Genomic DNA, 19,591 nt, shown 5'->3' on the forward strand with positions numbered 1-19,591 from the left:
CCAACCTATTACGCTGTTCCACCTACGGTTAATTGATCAATTTTCAAGGTCGGCTGGCCAACACCTACCGGAACACTTTGCCCGTCTTTACCACAGACTCCAACACCATCATCAAGGCTTAAATCATTACCGATCATCGAGATCTTTTGCATTACCTCGGGGCCATTGCCGATTAGTGTGGCGCCTTTGATTGGCGTAGTAATTTTGCCGTTTTCAACGAGATAAGCTTCTGATGTAGAAAACACGAATTTGCCTGAAGTAATATCCACCTGACCACCACCAAAATTCGGCGCATAAATACCTTTGTCGATACTGGCAATAATTTCTTCTGGAGAGTACTCGCCTCCTAGCATATAAGTGTTTGTCATACGCGGCATGGGTAAATGGGCATATGACTCGCGTCGACCATTACCCGTTGCGGCTACCCCCATCAAACGAGCGTTCATCTTATCTTGCATGTAGCCTTTTAAGATACCATCTTCAATCAGCACGTTTTCTTGAGTTGGCGTGCCTTCATCGTCCACACTTAGCGAGCCTCGACGATCTTTTAGCGTACCATTATCAATCACAGTAACGCCCTTAGCGGCAACTTGCTCACCTATACGACCGCTAAAAGTTGAAGCTCCTTTGCGATTAAAGTCACCCTCTAAGCCATGCCCGACAGCTTCATGTAACAAAACACCCGGCCAACCACTGCCTAGAACAACTGGCATTGTGCCCGCTGGCGCTGGTATCGCTTGCAAATTCACTTTTGCCATATGCAAAGCATCGTCAGCTAGCTTCTGATATCGCGGCTGACCATCGTGCATAGCACTAAACATCTGATACGCATATCTGCCACCCATACCAGCCGCTCCGCGCTCGCGCCGGCCATTGTGTTCAAGTAAAACTGAACAATTTAAGCGAATAAGGGGGCGTCGGTCGGTAGAAAAAGTGCCGTCAGTGGCGGTGACCAGCACTTCTTCATAAACCCCCGTTAAACTGACAATGACTTGCTGAACATCCGGTTGTTGCGCACGCACATATTCATCAACGGCACGTAATAACGCGATTTTTTCTTGCTCTTGCATTGAAGTAATCGGATTATCGGCGCTGTAGAGCGGTTCAGTGACTGATTTTTCTGGGTGTTTAATCACTGATGTACCACCATCGGCAGCAATACTGCGCGCGGCTTTACTCGCCTTTAACAGTGCCTCTTGATTAAGTGCATCTGAATATGCGAATCCGGTCTTTTCGCCGCTCACGGCACGCACACCAACACCGCGCTCAATGTTATAGCTACCTTCTTTAATAATCCCATCTTCAAGTACCCAACTCTCATGCTGGCTAGACTGAAAATATAAATCCGCATAGTCATTTTGATGAGCAAGCATCAATCCCATGGCATTTTCGAGATCGTTAATAGTTAATCCTGACTGTTGCAGTAAATTCTGTTCAACTGGATTGCTCAAAGTAGCTCCTGAATTTTTTGTGTTCGCCAACCGGCATTGCACGCCGAATACGAGATAACTTTTGGGTATTGATAGTGCCGGAAATAAATCCCACACCTTGTTCTAAACTGGATATTTTTTCACCCCATGGCGAATAGATGCTCGAATGGCCAAAGGTTTCGCGACCATTTGCATGCACACCACCTTGGTTTGCGCCGACAACGTAACATTGTAATTCGATACTCCGTGCCTGCAACAGAGCATGCCAGTGGGCTTGACCCGTTTTCGCAGTAAATGCACTAGGTAAAACCAGCACATCAATTTGTTCCATGGCCTGAAATAAACCCGGAAAGCGAATATCATAACAGACAGCCATGCCGATGCGACCGAAGGGTGACTCAACAACTGTTACCGTGTCTCCCGGCTCAGTATAGCGAGACTCAAGATAACTTCCGGTTGAATCATCCACACTGACATCAAATAAGTGGATTTTGTCATAACGACCACGTACGTCGCCGTTGCTGTCTAAACAGAAACTTGCCGCTCGAAACCGTTGCCGTGAGTCACTTAAGACCGGAAGCGTGCCTGTAACTAGCCAACACTGATAGGATTTTGCGATGTCTTGAAGGCGCTCTAAAATTCGATTATCAGGCTGCTGGGCAAGCTCCAATTGTGCTTTATCTGAACCGCCAAAAAATGCAAAACACTCGGGTAATACGACCAATTGTCCCGGTTTGGATTGTTCCATCAATGCTTTAACTTGTGCGAAATTGGCATCTACATCAGGCATCGAAACCAATTGAATTGCAGCGACATCAACCATCGAGTTCTCGCGTTTCGACTGACACAGGTTCAGGTACTTTAAACGTTTCTTCTTGTTCCTCGCCTTCACCGGTGTCTTCATCACTAGGAGCAACCCTAGCGGGTAACTCTATTTCAGTACTATCACGGCCAATTTCCTGTACTATTGGTTCATCGAGAGTGCCAGTAACCGCATAGTTAACGTTGGAGATAACCTTCGCTGATGTCAGCATCTGATCCAAAGCCAATGCGGCCAATGCCGTTGGTGGGTTAGCCATAAAATAGACTAATATTGGCAAGTTCCCCGTCACATTTGGCGTAAACGATACGTGGTAATTAAGTTCGTTATTAACTAGATCTGTGTAACCATCAATTGTTATTTCACCAGCACCACCATCAACGACCGTATCACCGGTATAAGCTTTGCCTTGCGCGATTTGAATCGAACCCTTGATATCGTCATAGAAAAAACCTTGAGCGAAAACGTCACGGAAATCTAGACTTAACTTGCGCACCAACGAATTGAGGCTGAACAGTGTAAATATTCGCGAGCCCTTGTCACTTAACTCTGTGATGTAGCCGTCAGTCAACTCCCAATCAACCTCACCCTCAAGTTTATCTAACGAAGCTGTCCATGGCTGGCCTTGCCAAGCCAACTCGAACTCAAAGTTAGCCTCAGAGTCCTTAATCCCGCTTTCGATTTGTGCAGATTGCAGTAGACGCCCAAAGTCATCACTTGTCACTGTCCCCGTAAATCGGGTGGTATTGGTATCCGATGCGCCCGTAGCTCTTAGCTCTCCTTCTGCACTTGAAAAAAGCACTTGGGCAAACTCATAACCATTGTCTGTAGGCATTCCATCGATGCTGACTTCACCGAGATTCAAACGCCCGAACTGACAATCGCCACACCGCAAACGCAGTGGTGGTAGTTGTTCAATCTGCCATTGTTCAGTTGAACTTTGTGCAATATCAAACTCTTCAAACCGGATAAATTGTGCGTTAAGGTCGATACCACGAGTCTGCCACTCGTCATCTATGTAAACTTCTAACTGAGCCTGCTTAGCGGTTAAGTCGATCTTCCAGTCGTTATCGCGTTGTTTAGCTTGAACTCTTGCATTAGTTAATTCGCGCTCGCCCAGATTGAGCTTATCCGCCGCAATAAATACTCTATCGGGCACACCGATAATAGCTACGGAGTTGTCATCAATATTATTGACAATGGCATCAACGAAACTTGCCCAACCATCAACATCGAACTGCTCAACCTCGGCGGCAATACTAAAGCCAAGGCCCATGCTACCTAAAGACTCTTCGCCCAATGCTAAATGCGCGCGCGAGAAAACCAACTCCTTGTGCGGCAATACACCATCAAAGAAAATACCGCTTGTTGAGCTCACATGAAACACTGACGCCGTGCGATCGCCTTGCGCAGAAATTTTTATCGGTCCGATAGTTTGTTCAGCAAATGGTTGGGGGAGGTACGTCTTCACCTCATCTAGGTTGGCATTTCCCATAAGCTCGTAGGTAAAGTCACCATTACCCTCGACTAGCTCGAGGCTAACAGCGATATCCGTAGCTCCGCTAGCGTAGGGCGCTAGGACAGGATAATAAGATTCGACAATTTCGTTCACATCCCAACGTCCCGTAATACCAATGTCAGAACGATACACTTCACCAGAAAGACTAGTTTCATCGTTACCCGATGGTCGTTCTAATTGCCCTCGCATTGAAATTTGCACCGGCTGACCGAACAATTGTGCCCCTAAATCTGTCACTTGAACTTCGTCGTTCACAAAAGTGATACCGCCAGTAGCTTTGTGCAGAGTCATTGCTACTGATGGAAACTCAATAATATTGTCTTGCAATGAAACCGTACCACTGGCTTTTACGCGCTCGTTATCCAAAGGAATCAGCAGCGCCAGGTCAGTTTTCAATAAACCATCAATGACCAATTCACGGCTTAACAATGCCCCCAATGTATCAGCCATCTGACTATCGAGCATCAGTTCGGCCAGCTGCCGACCAGTCCCCTGTGCTAACGCACCAATTTGCAATGACTGCGCATCGGACAAACTCGGGATCTCAGCTTCAAGGCGAGTCAACTCGATATCTTTTAACTTGGAGCTCGGACTGCGCATCAAAAGACGATCGTTCTCAAACAAGAGATTAATGTCGAGATCAGTGAGTGTCGGCCATTCTGACGAGAACATAAAATCAGCCGCGGTGATATCCACACTCGCCTGGAACACGCCTTGATTATCGTCAAATGGGAAATCACCTAATTGGCCACGCCACAACACGCTTGCATTATTCACGAAGGCATTCTTGGCTGAATCTTGATTCTCCAGTGCACGCGTAAGGTAAGCTTTTGTATTTGCTCCCATGTAGTATTCCGGAAATAGTTCTGGAACTCTTGCCACTGGAAGCGACGATATGCGGGTCAGTAAGGATAACTCCTGTTGATCAAACTGATATCGAAATTGCTGGGTAAACTCAACTTTATTACTCTTGAACGCAATGTCGTCTGAAAACAGATACCAAGTTGACTCAGGGCTATCTTGATAGACGTATAGACTCGCATTGAATGCCTCTACTGCAAGACTGTCGTCGAGTAGGTTACTCGAATCCATGTTTGCATTTTCAGTGTGTAAGTAAATGCGTCCTTGATTTTTATACCATACAAATTCCGCTTCAAGGTTATCCAAACCGGGTAAAACGCCTGTGGGCTGCCAGGATAATTGTTCGACTTTGGCACGCATTGAGATGCCTTGTTCGCGCCCTTGTAACTGCAGTTGTGTCAATAACCCTGTAACGGCCAATTCATGTAGTGAATCAGCTTGTTCTTGGGTCATCATCAAAGGCATCAATTCAACCAGCGGGGTTAAATTGATATCGCCAATAGAAGACAATTGCACTGAGCCACTCTGGTCTAAATGTCCGGCGAAACTCGTTTGCATTGATTGATCGTTAGCCGATAACACCAAATCGTTAATGTTAAATTGCCAACCTCTCTCATCCGGCTCGGCGATAATAGCGCCGCTTTCAACATTAGTGGTTAATACCGTTTTATCTTGTGATTGCCACTTAAATTGGCTCGGTGACAATTGAACTTGTAAGTCACTGAGCTGGCCATCATTAATTGCTGCCCACAAAGAGAAGTTACCGCGACTCTCCAACAACGTCTGTTGTTCGCTGGTTAGCTCGTTAAACCAAGGAGCCAGATCCAAATCGTCTCCCCGCGCATAAAACGTCCCCTCTAACGCATTGGATTCACCGTATAGATCAAGAACAAAACTCGCGGAGTTATTCGCTAATTCAGCCACCCGTAGTTGGCCCACGGCTTGGTGACGCTGACCTCGATTGATCCAACTAACTTTACGCAGATCGTAGCTTTGACTATTGAGTTCGGTATTGATCGTTAGTTTTGAATCACTGATAGAAAAGCGCTGGAGTCGTTCTAAGAACAGTTTGTTAACTACGGTTATAGCATTTTGTTCGCCAGCTTCACGCCCCTCCATGAAGTGAGTGTTCACTATCATTGAAACGCCATTTAATTCAAACTGATTGGATTGTATGCTGAACGAACGTATTGACTCCCAAAAATTTAATTCTACAAATACCCGCGCGATATTGAGCTCTAATGCTGCACTTGTAGAGTCTTGTAATGTTACGCCATTCAGCACAAGACTTGGCCCGTGAGCGCCCCATTCTGCAGAAATCGACACGATGCGTAAATCGGCGTTGTAATTATCGCTAATGTAATTTTCTACAAGGTGCTTATTCTGATCGAGGTATGGTAAGGAAAAGCGCAACAGCGAAATCGCCACTGCTGAAAGAACTAACAACAGAGCGATTAACGTCCATATTTTTTTTATTCCGTAGGCTAAATAGGCTTTGTAGCCTGTCACATCATTACCACGTCAAATTTATCCTGGTTATAAAGCGGCTCTTCTTGAACGCTTATCTGTCGAGATACAAAAACCTCTAGTTCGGCAAGCATATGCGACTCTTCACCCAGCAAGGCCGCTGCTACTGCTGGTGAGGCATAAACGACGAATTTATCAGCATCATAAGCGCGATTGACCCGCACTATCTCACGCATAATCTCAAAACACGTTGTTTCGACCGTTTTTACTGAGCCCCGGCCTTTACATGCTGGACATTCGCCGCACAACACGTGTTCAAGGCTCTCACGGGTGCGCTTGCGGGTCATTTCAATCAGACCCAAAGCCGTAAAGCCGTGAATGTTGCTTTTCGCACGGTCTTTACTTGTTGCAACCTCTAGACTATGTAAGACCCGACGTTTGTGGTCAGGTTCAACCATATCGATAAAATCAATTAAGATCATACCACCTAAATTGCGCAGTCTTAGCTGACGAGCGATAGCCTGGGTCGCTTCGATGTTGGTATTAAAAATAGTCTCTTCGAGGTTGCGATGGCCGACAAAAGCACCTGTATTAATGTCGATTGTGGTCATCGCTTCGGTTTGATCAATGATTAAGTATCCACCACTTTTTAAATCTACACGGCGTTCAAGCGCTCGCTGTGTCTCATTCTCGACGTCGTAAAGATCAAAAATCGGACGCTCGCCTTTATAATATTCAAGCTTCTTGCTCAGCTCTGGTACGTACTCTTCAGTAAAGCTCTGGAGCTCTTGAAAGCTCAGTTTCGAGTCTATCCGCACGCGGTCAATTTCAGTGCCAACAAAGTCGCGAAGTACCCGACGTGCAAGCGGTAAATCTTCATATAACACATGCGACTTCTTGCGTTTCATGCGCTGCTGAATTTTCGACCACAAACGACGAAGGAACTCTGCGTCCTGTGAAAGCTCCACTTCACTTACGCCCTCGGCCGCAGTTCGTAAAATAAAACCGCCATTTTCGTCGCAAAAACCTTCAACTAAATTTTTTAGCCGCTCGCGTTCTTGCTCGTCTTCAATCCGCTGTGACACCCCAACATGAGTAACGCTTGGCATAAACACTAGGTAACGTGAGGGAATCGTGATATCAGTGGTTAAGCGCGCACCTTTAGTGCCTATTGGGTCTTTGACTACCTGCACTACAATATCTTGACCATCGCGTACAAGCTCACGAATGTCTTTCTTGGTAATGTCACTGGTAGAAACTTCACCCACAATCTCATCGTGGATTACAATATCTGAGGCATGCAGAAAGGCAGCTTTCTCAAAACCTATATCAACAAATGCTGCTTGCATACCAGGTAAAACACGGCTGACTTTGCCGCGATATATATTGCCGACTATGCCGCGCTTGGTATGCCGCTCTACGTGAATTTCTTGCAAAATACCATTTTCGATCAAAGCAACTCGAGACTCGGACGGTGTTACGTTGATCAACAACTCTGCACTCATGCATATACCCCAAATTTTTGTAGCATTAACTTAGTCTCAACCATGGGTAGCCCCACAATTGCACTATAGCTGCCGTGAACCTGCTGCACAAATTGCCCACCTCTAGCTTGAATGCCATAACCGCCAGCTTTGTCCTTTGGCTCCCCCGTGTCCCAGTAGCGAGCGATGTCACGCTCTGTGAGCGTACAAAACTGAACATCGGCGGTAACAACCTGCGCTTCGCTCATCGCGCTATTTCTGCAGGCTATAGCGGTCATCACTGTATGAGTAGACCCGCTTAACAGCCGCATCATTCGCGTAAAGTCGGCAAAATGTTTAGGCTTGCCAAGAATAGTCTGATTCGCGACAACAATCGTGTCTGCCGCCAATACTGCGGTATCAGTCGTAATACTCGGCAGTGAAGTTTGCCATACAGCGTCAGCCTTACTGCTGGCAAGACGCAAAACTAAATGCTCCGGAAGCTCATCAGGTAAAGGTGACTCGTCAATATCGGCAGTAATAACCGTAAAGCGATAGCCCATGGTAGACAATAATTCGGCACGTCGCGGAGATTGCGACGCTAAAATTAATTCGCTCATTGTTTAACTAACCTTGAATCTGCGACGTGTGCGGCGCAGCAACCAAAAAGCCCATGGCCAAATTAACATCGAGGTTAACACTGGCCACAAATAGTCAAACTGAAAATAAATACTGGTGAGCAAATGCTGTAGCCAGAAGAGGACCAAATGATATAGAGCGCCTAATAGCGCGATAACAATCGCTTGTTGCCATACTGAATAATTGCGCAATCGCTGATAATTAGCGGCTAAAACGTAAATTGCGATACTTAAAGCAAAGCTGTGTACCCCTAAAGCGGTACCCAATAAAATATCCATGGCTAGGCCACAAATGAATGCCACACCGACATTGACTCGGTTGGGTAAGGCCATAGTCCAATAAGCCAGAACCAAGAGGACCCAATCGGGCCGATACACATCAGCCTGAATCGGCATTGGCATTATCTGCAAAACCAATGCGATGACCAGGCTAACGGAGATAATGCCTATATGCCGATTAATCATTATCACGCCTTACTGTAATTGCCGTACTATCATCGCTGCCTTCGGTGGTTTCAGCCTCTGCCTCAGGCCAGAGCAACATCAAGTGTTTTAATCGATCGAGTTTTGCTAAGGGCTGCGCACTAATGCTAGCGAAGGGACGTGATTCATCACGAACGACACTGGTGACTTGAGCGACGGGGTATCCCTCGGGGAACACATTGCCTAAACCAGACGTGACCAGAATGTCGCCGACCTTAATATCGACGCTATGGGCCACATGCTCTAAGTAGACTTCGTCGAGAGTACCACTGCCTGTTACGATAAAGCGGATACTGTTGCGCTGTGAACGCACAGGGATAGCATGGGTGACATCAGTGATCAGTAACACACGACTCGTAGTCGAACCCACCTCAATGACCTGACCTACCACGCCTTTGTCATCCAGTACCGATTGCGACACATAAACGTCGTCACTGTTCCCTTTGTTAATCACAATCTGGTGACTGAAAGGATTGTTATCCACCGCCATCAGCTCTGCAACGGTCTTACGCATTTCTTGACGTAAAGGTGCTGCAAGTAGCGCACGCAATTGGTCGTTTTCGTTCTTCAACAGTTGAAAGCGTTGCAATTGCTCATTGGCGAGTAATAGTTGATTGTTGAGGTATTCGTTTTCAGCGATTAGTTGTTGTTGGGAGGTGACCCGCTCGGCACTCCAATTAAGCATTTCACCGGGAAGATTTGCCACGTATTGGAGCGGACTCATCAATGAATTCAAATAGCCCCTGGTTGTGCTAAAACCATCGAACTTGTGATCAACAATAATCAACGCAATCGACATTACCAACGCTAGCGATAAGCGATTGTTGAGTGATGGGCCGCGCGTAAAAATGGTCTGCATGTATAACTCAACGGCGGCGAGGAAAACCTAGCCGCCATAGCCATGAATTACTCGTAGCTAAATAAGTCGCCGCCATGCATGTCAATCATGTCGAACGCTTTGCCACCACCACGTGCGACGCAGGTTAATGGATCATCAGCAATGACTACTGGAATACCGGTTTCCTCCATCAATAGGCGATCTAAGTCTTTTAATAATGCACCACCACCTGTGAGAACCATCCCACGTTCAGAGATATCAGACGCAAGCTCTGGTGGTGATTGCTCAAGCGCGACCATAACCGCAGATACAATGCCGGTTAACGGCTCTTGTAACGCTTCTAGGATTTCATTGCTGTTCAGGGTAAATCCACGCGGCACACCCTCAGCTAAATTGCGACCACGTACTTCAATCTCGCGAACTTCTTCACCCGGATAGGCCGCACCAATCTCGTGTTTTATCCGCTCGGCTGTCGCTTCACCAATTAAGCTTCCAAAATTACGGCGAATATAGTTGATAATTGCTTCATCAAACTTATCACCGCCAATGCGCACTGACGATGAATAAACCACACCGTTTAATGAAATGATGGCAACTTCGGTGGTCCCTCCACCAATATCGACAACCATTGAACCGGTTGCTTCACTAACGGGTAAGCCGGACCCAATTGCCGCGGCCATGGGCTCATCGATCAAAAACACTTCACGAGCACCTGCCCCCATTGCCGACTCGCGGATTGCACGGCGTTCCACCTGTGTTGAACCACAAGGTACACACACCAGCACGCGTGGGCTCGGGCGCAGGAAATTATTGTCATGAACTTGCTTGATAAAGTGTTGCAGCATTTTCTCAGTTACATAGAAGTCTGCGATAACACCGTCTTTCATTGGACGAATCGCGCGGATGTTACCGGGTGTACGCCCCAACATTTGTTTCGCTTCAGCACCAACTGCCGCGACGCTTTTGGGTCCTCCAGCGCGTTCTTGACGAATCGCGACGACTGAGGGTTCATTAAGAACAATCCCTTGATCTTTAACATAAATTAGCGTGTTTGCTGTCCCGAGGTCGATAGACAAGTCGTTAGAGAACATGCCCCGCAGCTTTTTAAACATGAAGTGCCTTTATCCTGTGAAATTTGACAGTGGTGAGTGCCGCGATACGCAGCTACCCAAAATATCCCGACACTTTACCAATCAAGCCCTTTAACAGCAAGCGCTGGGTACGGATTGTCAAACAAAAATCTCACGCCAAAACGCGCGCGTTAAAAGACTTCACGCCAATGAATTGTTCGATCGTTACCTCGGTATACACCAAAAGATACAATCCCAGTCGGGGCGTCGTTGTTATCGATTACGCCATCTTGATTCCAGTCAACGTTTAAATAATCAGACCACACCGCGCCTGAAGTTGGATCGAGAGTGATCGAAATAGTTCCCCTGACGCCCTCACCATTATTGTCAAGGGGCGGTCCGACTTGCATGTCGGTGCGGTCAGATAAGCCATCGACTAAGGTGCCTGACGCGGACATTGAATTCAAAAGAGATGTGATATCACTTTCAAAGTCGCCCACCGATGCATTACTCACCTGTATGTCGCCAGTGCTTTGGCTAAGTGCTATCGAGGTGCAACTATCTTGCGTGTTGGTGCGCCAGCCATCAGCTGTAAAGTATTCAGCGATGAGCGGCACCGGCAATGTTTCCGTTTCTGGACCATAAGTGTTACCCACAACTAGTCTACCATACCGCTGTTCTGTACCTCGTATATTGGCCACCGAAAAAGCTTCACAACCATCGGGGTAATTACTTTGATAACAAACACCATCAGCATCAGTAAAGAAGTCAGCACTAAAAGTGAGGTTCAAAGAACTCTCAAATGGCGCTGTTGGTTGTGAATCTTTGATATACTCAAACTCACTATTTAACAAATCGAGTTCAGTGACTCCGTCATAATTTTCACTGCCTCGGATTGCCAAATTACCTATTTGATTTACCGCTGCACTGCCGCTGTAGCCTGAACTATCGGCAAAACTAATATCGGCTGTGTTTGGGGCCAGTTCCCAAAGGTCTCCAGCATAATTTGAGGTTACATTACCCAAGGCGTTGTAGGCCGTGATTGATATGCTTGGCTCTTGACCCAGGATAAAATCAAATGCTTGGCCGATGTAGGTAAAACTAGCACTACATGCATCAGCGAGTGTACCTTGATTGCGCGTTTGCACTGCAAAGTATGCCGGAATAAATCGACCCAGCGTGATATTTTGCGAGGTGATTGTTTGACCTAAGTACGCCTGGTCTCGAACGGCGACACTAAGCGTGCCGACTTCCTCAAAATAAGCCTGTGCATAGTTGTATTGGCCATTACTAAAGCTTAACCCGCTAATGTCTCGATAGCTTGATACAGAGCTACTGTTTAACTCTAGATCAGCAGCAAGCGATAATGCGCCATCGACATTTGATAGCGCTGGCGATAAGCGCTGTAAGGACATTTGTAATTGTCCGGGAGAGTAACTGGGCAGTGCGGTGCCATTTGCACCCAATGCACTAATATTGAGATTAAAACTCTCACCAGCAGTGTGAGGATCTGCAACATCGCTAGTAACACTGAGCGCTGCCGGAACGCTGTCAACTACGGTTGCACCAGAGCTGATATTAATTCCTTGCACTACTGCGCTAATGGCGACGGCCAAGCGTCCGGCATCCGCATATTGATAGCCAGTAAGGGTCGTCTCACCATTGCTATCGAATTGCAGTTGTAAATTTCCTGCGTTACTGCCAGAGCCATCGCCATTAACGGCAACACCAGCAAAAGGCACTGCACATTGATTGGTAGAGTAAGGAGCATCAGCGGTTGATACACACTCATATTCTAACGATACCGTTTGAGAACCTTGCAACAGTGGTCCACATACACCATTTTGATTCTGTACAGCTCGGATGCCAATGCCGCCTAGGTCTGACTCGGCGATAACTGGGTCCAATACGCTGCTAGCTGGCTGGTTTACATTAAAAAACTCAAATCCAGCGTCAACGAACTCAATCGAGCAGTCAGGATTACACTGAACATCTGCGCCGGGCACCGCCGCTGTTATTCCAATGGTTGTTGTACCGGCTGTTGACTGCGACAAACTCAACGCGGTACTACCAGTAAAGGTTACGATGTCGCCACCTGCCCAACCGCTTGGAGATAATGTCACCGTACTCGGTACATCAGCTAATTTACTGCACTCTTCATTGGCACATGCGCGTATAGTCACATCTGCTGCATCACAGGTTAGGGCCTGCTCAGAGTGCACAATTTGATAGTGATCGATCGTCGCACATTCTGTAACTGCCGCCATATCGGCTAAAATTTGTGCGCGGGATTGGGTGAAATTGTACACCCGCACATCATCGTACTGACCATATGCCGAATTATCAGTTCCCCCAGCAATAACATAGGTGTTGCCGATGTCGCCGAAGTATAAATCTCCAACCCCAGCTATTTGACTGGTTCGTAAAGATGAACTGATACGTACAGATTGTGCTTGCCCATTAACATAGATTTGCGCGGTATCATTGACAAGATCCCAGGCCACTGCAATATGAACCCACTGATTGGCAGGAATATTTATTCGACCGGTATCAGCTCTAAAATCTCGGTCTAAATTATCTTCCATAGCAAAACGCAAACTACCGTTATTGCGCAGGACTAAAAAGAAATATTTGTCTTGAGAATTGTTGCGATTCGGGGGATCCGCTAATTGTGAGGCATCAAATAATTGTCTCGCTCCGCCACGGAACCAAGGATTCGTTGAACGATACCAAAACGAAATTGTACCGCGCCCACCAATTTCATTGATATCCAGCTTAGTGTTGATTGCATCAATAGCATCTACGGTTAAGTTTCGCGGTACATCTAATGCGCGGCACGATATTGGTACATCGGGCAGTATGGGAGCAACATTACCGATGGGATCAGCGTCAAAAGCATTGGCTGAGGAATCGAGTACATCACCAGGCGCTGCATATTCCTCCTGCTCAAACTGATAAAACGCAACGGGCAGATCGCCAGTGCAGTTAGTGCACACATAGCTTGATGCTTCATACAGTTCAACAACATCCGCTTGCGATAACTCATTGCGGTACAATCTTACATCGTCTAAATCACCCTTAAAGAAATCACGCAACTGACTGGGTGTTGATTCTCCGTCGCCACTGCGAACCGCGGTTGCGCCCAGAATAAGAGGCTCAGAGTTTCCATTGATTCCACCACCATAGCTCGCATTCGTTGCAACTTGCACACCATCGACAAACAGTCGCATGCGCTGATTGCCGAAGCTGTATACGATGTGATGCCACGTATTTTCAGCAATTAGGCCCGCATTAGAATCGAGATTATAACTCGCACTCGTGCTTTGATGACGCGCATTAACACTTCCGTCGCTTTCCAACCAGATAGTCAGGTGCCCACCATTATCGAAGTTTGTAGAATCACGGGAGAGAATTCCCATCCCCCCCACATCACTACTGTTGGAATAATCGAGGTCTGACACTTTAATCCAAAGTGAGAGACTTCCAGCACTTAATTCCATCGCAGAGGTATGCGGAATATTGATATGGGCTCCAGTTCCGTCGAGTCGACCCGCTTGGCAAAATTTTCCATCGTTTAAGGTTCCAGCATTACCCACAGTATTCCCTGGACTATTCCCGACGATATCAACAATTTCACCACTGCTACCATTCACAGAACACAGGTCGAGCGGCCAATGCGCTGTTAATTCAGCATCACTTTGACAGGTTTGACAGGTGCCGGCTATTTCATTGAAAAGGTTGGTTATTTGAGCACTCGATAACTGCTGATCAAAAAGTTTTAGATCATCGATACTGCCTTTGAACAAGTCTTTTAACTCATTAGCCGGACTTGCATTATCACTAGTCTGCCACGCGTTACCGCCGAGAATTATAGGCTCGCGATTATTGCCTAAACCGCTGGTAAAGCCATTATTCGAACCTTGTAATACACCGTCGATATAGAGTTGTATGCCACTTGTACCAAAGGTAAAAGCGACATGATGCCATTGATCTTCATTGATTAAATTTGTAGTTTGCAACGTCGCGCTTGCTGCGGTGCTTTGCATTCGGACGCGAATTGCTCCGCTACTGGTTACCCACATTGTTAGGTGGCCGCCATCGTCGAAGGAGGTTGAATCCTTTGAGAAAATGCCCATGCCGCCGGCGCTAGAACGATTACTAAAAGATAGATCAGGCACCTTAAACCAAAATGATACTGTACCGCTGGCAATGTGATAGTCGTCCGTGTGTGGGATCGAAATGACATCCCCACTGCCACTAAAGCTACCGGCCTGGCAATACTGACCATCATAATCGACCCCCGCACCATTTAGTGCCTGCCCATGATTACCGCCTTCAATGTCAAGGATCTCGTCAATAGTTCCAGATAGCGAACAAACATCTATTGGCCAATGGCTAATAGGGTCGGGGGCTGGCGCAGAACTAATACAAGCGGTGCCAAAGTCGGCTGTAGTCAAGTCGTCTGGCGCGTAGGTAATACTTGAGCCCTGCGCCAATTTGAGTTCAGTAGTATTAACTGCGCCGGTAATTTGTGCATTGAGTTGCAATTCAACTTCTGATGCCGCATACACGAAGCCATTTAACAAGACTCCTTGGTTGAGTTTGACCTCGTCATAGCTGATCAGCGAAAGTTTAGATGGCTCGTTATTAAAATTGATTTGTGAATTGAGCTGAAAAATAGCTTCCTGTACATAAATCGTCGCCGCCTCGCTGCCCGTTACGATCAACCGAACACCTTGCGCGAGTTTCAGCTCTTTAATCCAATAATCTCCTCCATTGAGATACAGAACTGTGTTTTGCTTGGCACTAAGGTCATCAATAATATAGGTTCCATTAGTGCTGTTTAATGTGAGCTGAGCACCAGCTTCAATGGTGACATCATCATAACTTCCCGCTGCAAGAGAAGCCGTTGTGTTGCGGCGCACTTTAACATCTTGATTGGAGCGACTAAATCGAAACGGTGATAGTTGCAAATTTGCACTATTCGTAGGACCTGCGACACACGGCTGTGTATCGCAACTGTTGTTACCGCCAGTTTGGTCGTTTATTTCGTTGAAAGACAGAATGCCATCACTACCATAAATACGCGCATTCAGTTTCATTTCTAATTCACCATTGGCGGCAAATGAGGACGCGGGATCCGGAAATACATCCACACATTCAACTGCGATGACGCAGGATGACCACATCGCAAGTAATACTGCACCTAAACGCTTCATACTAGGGTTGCTCCTGCATCGCATCTAACGACACTTGTCGACTCACTACTACTTCTCCGACTATACATTGCCCTATACTTGAGAATCGATAGTAATTATTAGCAACACCATTCTTGTCGACTGACTCGGTCGTACAGGTTGCAATATAACTGCAACCCGCTAACCCCTCGATATTGCTAAAAGATGCCGGGCTGGTAATTGTTGTACTACACACCTGTATCGGAGAATTGAGCGGAAATGTCTGTTGTAACAGAACTTGGGCACCGGTTTGTGCCGCAGTTAATGCGCGCAATCCTGAAACTTCAATCACTGTCGCTTGTGACGTCGCAGCTAGCATACGAGTCATCGCGATACCGAGCAAAGCCAGTACTAGAATGACGAACAAAGAAATGATGAGCATACTCCCGCTTTGTCGGCTTGGTCGATAGTTAAGGTACATTGGTGACATGGACCTCATGATTATAGTTGAGTACTTCATCATTGCGCTCAAAGCGCAGGCGTATTTGCACCGAGGCGTTACTCAGCAAACTCGCATCGAAAATCCGAAAGGGATCATCACTCCCGGCCGATTGGGAGCGTGGATTACTGGATAGTTGATTGTCTACAAACTCGGCCATTATCTCGCCACCAGCAGTGAAAACCGGTTGTGTAGGCGACGTTTCAGTACGATAAAAATACACCCCACCATTACGCACGCAATAGCTGTGTGCGAAGCTGGCAAAATATACGCGATCAGCTGGGGAAGTGGTTGCAAAGGCCTCATCAACGGTAATTTGTGCTTTATTATCTGGGTCATCTAGAGTACCGCAACTAGCGTCTACTCCACCGTCACTGCACGCGAGTACGTCTTGACGTCTACCTTGGCTAGGGTCATACACGTCTTGTGTGCGCGTCGGAAAAATAACTGCAAAGGTACCAAAGCCAGCGGGCACATAGGCATTGCCTTCAATATCCCCCATCTCTACGACTTCAAGTGTTGTATCAGTACTGGGTAAAATCGGCGCGGAGAGATAAAAGGTGCTGTAGTCAATGGGTACAAGCTGTAAACAGTGGACGTTTGAGTTTCCTGCCACGCGAACGCTACTTGGCACCGCATTGCGAATATCACGCGTAAGACGCTCAATTACGAAGCGGCTATCGCTCAGTAATTGCTCGCGTTCTGTCACATCGGCGAAAATTCCCATGCTTGAGCGAATAAAACCACTGATGCCAATTGATACGATAGTCAGGATAACTAAAGTAGTAATCAATTCAATTAGGGTAAACCCCGAGACCTTACGCATCAGAAGTTTGTCCTAAAACTTGAGAACGAAATATCATCGCCTCCTGGCGTGGTGATAACGATTCGAATCAGCTTTTGATTGCCGACTAGAACCCCTGTGTCGAGTGTACCGTCCTGATTGAGATCGTCGTCATTAATACCATCGGCGTTATCATCGTAAAATACCGACACACGAGCGCGGAAACCTTGGTAGAAGTTCCCATCTGGACCTGCAATCGTTTCCCCAAGTGAATTTTTAATTGCGTCGCCTGTTGCGTCTAGTCCATGGAAGTCGTCAACATCGTCAAAACTTTCTCGTACTTCGCCGCTATCAACCCCTAGATTGGCGCTTACCGAGCAGGTTACGAGTTCATTACAGCGGTCATTCCCCCCAGCTCTATCAGAGTTTTCATCAAACGCTTTAGCATTTATTTCATTGAGTAAGCTCTGCCCTAGCTCAATGCCTTTTACCTGCCAAATCGGGTCGATACTTTGTCGGGATTGACTAGCGACAAGTCCAGTGACAATGGTCAATGAGACAGCAAACACAACGATGCCAGCAATCAACTCGATAAGCGTAAAACCGTTCTGAGCAAGTCGACGTAAATTAACACGCATGCACATACCCTTGCGATTCGATGCAAACTGAGGCTCGCGTTTCACCAACAAAGTTGACCCTGCAGCCAGCAAAACAATTGCTAATGTTAGACTGTGGTCTTCCCAACCCATCAAACCCAATAAAGGTGACGTTGTTATTACCATTGTCAGTTATTGAAATCGTTAGCCCTTGTTCAGCTATCTCAGTGCTAGTAGTCGCCAAAAAATCTGTGTTTGCATCAATATTCGACGCACAAGTATTGGCCTGATTACCCGCTGTGTAATTGGTACTGGGTGGACCAAAGGCGGGTGAAACCGCGCCGCTGACAATATTAATTTGATAGCAAAAGCCACTGCGACTGTCCTGCATCGCGCGTTGCTGCATGTTGCGCAAGGCGCTAATAAGTCGATTTTGATAGGTGAACTCGGCGAAGCCCGTTGAATCACTAAAACGCGCAATTGCAACCACGCTCAATATGCCAATCAGCAATATAACGGTTATTAGCTCAACCAGGCTGAATCCAGATTGACTAGATAACGACGGCCGGGAGACCGGCCGCTTCGGAAAGTTTATCATCCACTGCGACCGGCCTGCTAAAAAGGCAACTATACGCACAATGAAGACCCCCAGACTATGGGGAACTGACTGCTCAGCAGCCAGTATCTTGGACGGTAATTACCGGTGCAGAGTTAGCGTCAGCAGCTTCCGCATACACAACCTGACATTGATCAGCCGTTGTCGAAGTCGCTGCAGTGCCCTCAGGCGTAATTACGAAAGTGCCCGCTATAACTTCAGAGTCAGTGCTGTTGGTTAAGGTCCAATCAGCATCTTCAAGCGTTGCCCAAGGTGCAATATCCGTAATCGCTAAGCTCGCGGTAGCTGCTGGATAACCAAAATCCGTTTCAACAGCCACGCCGTTTACGACCGCTTGCGTATCTTCAGCGGCAGCCCCTGCACCATTGGCAGTAGCCTGCTCACCAGCAATAGCTGATTTTGCATAAACCAATTGTGAGCCACCCTGCAACGCTGCTTTTACGCCTTGCAAGGTAGATGCGCGCGCATCACCTTGTAAATCGATGAAACGTGGCGCCGCAGTCACCGCCAGAATACCCAAAATAACGATAACTATGATCAATTCAATCAAAGTAAAACCACGTTGTTGCATGTTTATTTCCTCAAAGTTAACTAACTAAATTTAAAATTATTATTATCCATAAAGTTATGTATCAGCATCCAAGCTAATACACTAATTGTTGCCATTGTTGGTGTTATTGCTAAACACAATTACTTGCCCGATACGCGGGTCATAAATAAAGCCATTACCCGCGGTGTTATCCAGAGGCTCTGCAGTGCGATTTTTAATCGTAGCGGTCAAGTAGTAATAACATACGTCGTTGTTACCCGAGCCGGTCCCCTCGCTCAAATTGGTAAAATAACGCGCCTCTTCAAAAGGTCTTTCGTTCCAATCCGATGAGATAGTTGGCGCACTGGCCATAATTAAATTAAAAATACTCTCACAATCCAGCGTCGAAAGAGCATCATCTTCTGAACTACTGTCGTTGTTCAATTGCCCGGTTGGATAACCCGTATCTTTATCGATACCTACGCGAATACCATCAATGGTGACAAATGTTTGGTTAGTACCATCATTGTCCTGTGGGCGCGCCTCCAGCTCCCATTGCGCACGAACCAACCCAACGGCAGTGGCGAATCCCCCAGCGACCCCCTCGACAGTAGCATCCTCTGCATCTTCGGTGACATCTAAAAACCGAGGTATAGCAACTGCAGCTAATAAGCCCAGCAGCACAACCACGATTACGAGCTCGATTAAGGTAAAGCCCCTGCCGCGCTGTGGTTTATGCAACCTGTGCTTATTTGCTCGTTCTGCCACTAATTGCTGCCAGGTCATAGCATCTCCATGAAA

Annotated in this window: 15 protein-coding genes; all 15 read right to left on the reverse strand. The window is 46.9% G+C overall.

Features of this window, described 5'->3' with window-relative positions; genetic code table 11:
* Nucleotides 1-8 precede the first annotated feature (8 nt).
* The 15 genes from tldD to QTP81_RS00800 all read right to left on the reverse strand — a co-directional run bounded on the left by tldD (nucleotide 9) and on the right by QTP81_RS00800 (nucleotide 19,576).
* Nucleotides 9-1,451, reverse strand: coding sequence for a metalloprotease TldD (gene tldD / locus QTP81_RS00730; protein WP_289363033.1), 1,443 nt, complete (start codon nucleotides 1,449-1,451; stop codon nucleotides 9-11).
* Nucleotides 1,435-2,253 carry a carbon-nitrogen hydrolase family protein gene (locus QTP81_RS00735; protein WP_289363034.1) on the reverse strand — a complete coding sequence of 273 codons (819 nt, stop codon included), beginning with the start codon at nucleotides 2,251-2,253 and terminating at the stop codon, nucleotides 1,435-1,437. Before QTP81_RS00735 ends, tldD begins: the two co-directional genes overlap by 17 nt.
* Complete coding sequence (locus QTP81_RS00740; protein WP_289363035.1) at nucleotides 2,246-6,139, reverse strand: YhdP family protein; 3,894 nt, start codon at nucleotides 6,137-6,139, stop codon at nucleotides 2,246-2,248. Before QTP81_RS00740 ends, QTP81_RS00735 begins: the two co-directional genes overlap by 8 nt.
* Nucleotides 6,136-7,602, reverse strand: coding sequence for a ribonuclease G (gene rng, locus QTP81_RS00745; RefSeq protein ID WP_289363036.1), 1,467 nt, complete (start codon nucleotides 7,600-7,602; stop codon nucleotides 6,136-6,138). The genes QTP81_RS00740 and rng overlap by 4 nt, the downstream gene beginning before the upstream one ends.
* Nucleotides 7,599-8,180: a Maf family protein gene (locus tag QTP81_RS00750; protein ID WP_289363038.1), complete on the reverse strand. Its 582-nt coding sequence runs from the start codon at nucleotides 8,178-8,180 to the stop codon at nucleotides 7,599-7,601. Before QTP81_RS00750 ends, rng begins: the two co-directional genes overlap by 4 nt.
* Nucleotides 8,181-8,183: 3 nt before the next feature.
* Nucleotides 8,184-8,663, reverse strand: coding sequence for a rod shape-determining protein MreD (gene mreD / locus QTP81_RS00755; protein WP_289363039.1), 480 nt, complete (start codon nucleotides 8,661-8,663; stop codon nucleotides 8,184-8,186).
* Nucleotides 8,656-9,540 (reverse strand): rod shape-determining protein MreC, encoded by an 885-nt coding sequence (mreC, locus tag QTP81_RS00760; RefSeq protein ID WP_289363040.1) that lies wholly within the window; start codon nucleotides 9,538-9,540, stop codon nucleotides 8,656-8,658. The genes mreD and mreC overlap by 8 nt, the downstream gene beginning before the upstream one ends.
* Before the next feature lie 47 nt (nucleotides 9,541-9,587).
* Nucleotides 9,588-10,631 carry a rod shape-determining protein gene (locus tag QTP81_RS00765; protein ID WP_289363041.1) on the reverse strand — a complete coding sequence of 348 codons (1,044 nt, stop codon included), beginning with the start codon at nucleotides 10,629-10,631 and terminating at the stop codon, nucleotides 9,588-9,590.
* 149 nt (nucleotides 10,632-10,780) lie between these two features.
* Nucleotides 10,781-15,808, reverse strand: a complete 5,028-nt coding sequence (locus QTP81_RS00770; RefSeq protein WP_289363042.1) for a LamG domain-containing protein — start codon at nucleotides 15,806-15,808, stop codon at nucleotides 10,781-10,783.
* 1 nt (nucleotide 15,809) lies between these two features.
* The gene (locus QTP81_RS00775) at nucleotides 15,810-16,208 is read right to left on the reverse strand and encodes a type II secretory pathway protein (RefSeq protein ID WP_289363043.1); all 399 of its coding nucleotides are present in this window, start codon (nucleotides 16,206-16,208) and stop codon (nucleotides 15,810-15,812) included.
* Nucleotides 16,209-16,236: 28 nt separating this feature from the next.
* On the reverse strand, nucleotides 16,237-17,091 hold the full coding sequence (locus tag QTP81_RS00780) for a PilW family protein (RefSeq protein ID WP_289363044.1): 855 nt from the start codon (nucleotides 17,089-17,091) through the stop codon (nucleotides 16,237-16,239).
* The gene (locus QTP81_RS00785) at nucleotides 17,091-17,687 is read right to left on the reverse strand and encodes a type IV pilus modification PilV family protein (RefSeq protein WP_289363046.1); all 597 of its coding nucleotides are present in this window, start codon (nucleotides 17,685-17,687) and stop codon (nucleotides 17,091-17,093) included. Before QTP81_RS00785 ends, QTP81_RS00780 begins: the two co-directional genes overlap by 1 nt.
* Nucleotides 17,677-18,243, reverse strand: coding sequence for a type II secretion system protein (locus QTP81_RS00790; RefSeq protein WP_289363047.1), 567 nt, complete (start codon nucleotides 18,241-18,243; stop codon nucleotides 17,677-17,679). Before QTP81_RS00790 ends, QTP81_RS00785 begins: the two co-directional genes overlap by 11 nt.
* Before the next feature lie 73 nt (nucleotides 18,244-18,316).
* Complete coding sequence (locus QTP81_RS00795; RefSeq protein WP_289363048.1) at nucleotides 18,317-18,832, reverse strand: prepilin-type N-terminal cleavage/methylation domain-containing protein; 516 nt, start codon at nucleotides 18,830-18,832, stop codon at nucleotides 18,317-18,319.
* Nucleotides 18,833-18,913: 81 nt separating this feature from the next.
* Complete coding sequence (locus tag QTP81_RS00800) at nucleotides 18,914-19,576, reverse strand: prepilin-type N-terminal cleavage/methylation domain-containing protein (RefSeq protein WP_289363369.1); 663 nt, start codon at nucleotides 19,574-19,576, stop codon at nucleotides 18,914-18,916.
* Nucleotides 19,577-19,591 lie beyond the last annotated feature (15 nt).

It is taken from the genome of Neoalteromonas arenosi (assembly GCF_030362855.1).
In the GTDB taxonomy this organism is placed as follows: Bacteria; Pseudomonadota; Gammaproteobacteria; order Enterobacterales; family Alteromonadaceae; genus Alteromonas_E; species Alteromonas_E arenosi.

Coding starts and splice junctions, on each gene's coding strand:
- QTP81_RS00735 (WP_289363034.1), bottom strand. CDS start 2,253: ATGGTTGATGTCGCTGCAATTCAATTGGTTTCGATGCCTGATGTAGAT.
- QTP81_RS00795 (WP_289363048.1), bottom strand. CDS start 18,832: ATGCAACAACGTGGTTTTACTTTGATTGAATTGATCATAGTTATCGTT.
- QTP81_RS00750 (WP_289363038.1), bottom strand. CDS start 8,180: ATGAGCGAATTAATTTTAGCGTCGCAATCTCCGCGACGTGCCGAATTA.
- QTP81_RS00770 (WP_289363042.1), bottom strand. CDS start 15,808: ATGAAGCGTTTAGGTGCAGTATTACTTGCGATGTGGTCATCCTGCGTC.
- QTP81_RS00790 (WP_289363047.1), bottom strand. CDS start 18,243: ATGATAAACTTTCCGAAGCGGCCGGTCTCCCGGCCGTCGTTATCTAGT.
- mreC (WP_289363040.1), bottom strand. CDS start 9,540: ATGCAGACCATTTTTACGCGCGGCCCATCACTCAACAATCGCTTATCG.
- QTP81_RS00785 (WP_289363046.1), bottom strand. CDS start 17,687: ATGCGTGTTAATTTACGTCGACTTGCTCAGAACGGTTTTACGCTTATC.
- rng (WP_289363036.1), bottom strand. CDS start 7,602: ATGAGTGCAGAGTTGTTGATCAACGTAACACCGTCCGAGTCTCGAGTT.
- QTP81_RS00765 (WP_289363041.1), bottom strand. CDS start 10,631: ATGTTTAAAAAGCTGCGGGGCATGTTCTCTAACGACTTGTCTATCGAC.
- QTP81_RS00800 (WP_289363369.1), bottom strand. CDS start 19,576: ATGACCTGGCAGCAATTAGTGGCAGAACGAGCAAATAAGCACAGGTTG.
- mreD (WP_289363039.1), bottom strand. CDS start 8,663: ATGATTAATCGGCATATAGGCATTATCTCCGTTAGCCTGGTCATCGCA.
- QTP81_RS00775 (WP_289363043.1), bottom strand. CDS start 16,208: ATGCTCATCATTTCTTTGTTCGTCATTCTAGTACTGGCTTTGCTCGGT.
- QTP81_RS00780 (WP_289363044.1), bottom strand. CDS start 17,091: ATGCGTAAGGTCTCGGGGTTTACCCTAATTGAATTGATTACTACTTTA.